1 pseudogene is annotated in these 1,112 nt (G+C 33.2%); it reads right to left on the minus strand.

The features are described 5' to 3' along the window. Positions 1-863: pseudogene (locus THESIDRAFT1_RS09730) on the minus strand (transposase); the annotation flags it as partial. Between the last annotated feature and the right edge of the window lie 249 nt (positions 864-1,112).

Below are 1,112 nucleotides of genomic sequence, written 5' to 3' on the forward strand. Positions count from 1 at the left end.
TTTAATACCCGCTTCGCAGACCATATAACCATCATCAGTCAGAGGGGATTTTTAGAATTGCGCTTGTTAAGAGGAATAAAACAATGACCGTGTAGAATATTTCTAACATAATTATAAAGTTTCTTAACATCATACCCCTTATCAGCAATAAAATTAACATACTTAAGGTTAAACCACTTATTAGTCTTCTCAAGCAAAGATAAAGCGACTTCAAAATCAGGGGCATCAGCGGGGGTAGTAGTTTCAGCGATGGGTAAACCAGAGATAGCATCAACAATAATGTGATTTTTATAGCCCCAATAAAACTTATAGCGTTTATTAGAAGAATCGTTAGAAGCAGAATAAACGCCTAATTTACAATCCTTATCAGAGTTAGGCTGATTATCTTTAGAGAATTTATTTTTAGAAAAAGACTTAGGGTTATTTAACTTAGTGTTAGCTTTAATAGGGGTAGAGTCCATGGAAATAAACTCACCAGAGATAATGCCCATATTTTTGAGGATATTGACCTGGTTTTGAAAGATAGAGGTCAAATAATCATGAGAGAACTCATTAATAAAACGGCGAAAAGTCCAATAAGAAGGAAGAGGTTTAGAAATGTCGAAGCCACAAAGATGAGCAATGATAAGATTATTGCGGAGATAATCTAAAAGGTCAGAAATTGTGCCAAATCTTTCAGCTTTCATGACAATAAAAGCTCTAAAAAGTGCATGATGAGAGTAACCCTTACGGCCAGGACTAGAGGAAGGGAATTCAGGTATTGAAGACAGGTCAAGATTTTCAAACATAGAAGAATAGAAATCAATTTTAGACTGAGAGGTAAAGAGTTCAGGTATATTTAAAAGTAATTGAAGCTGATACATGTAGGATTTCCTCCTTCTTAAAAAATTTTTTATAGTGTATATATAATAATTCGACAAATGGGAGGGGAAATCCTACATAAAAGATAAAAAATTCAAGAGTGATAGGAAAAAAGTATGTCTGTAGAATGGCTTAAATGAAGGCTTCTGAATTTTGCACAAGTCTAAGATAAAAAGTAAAAGAGGTGAAGATTACTATGATGAAAATAGCTCGACACGCTAAAATTCTTAGAAATAATATCTGAAAAAGAA

It is taken from the genome of Thermoanaerobacter siderophilus SR4 (assembly GCF_000262445.1).
GTDB classification, from domain to species: Bacteria; Bacillota; Thermoanaerobacteria; order Thermoanaerobacterales; family Thermoanaerobacteraceae; genus Thermoanaerobacter; species Thermoanaerobacter ethanolicus.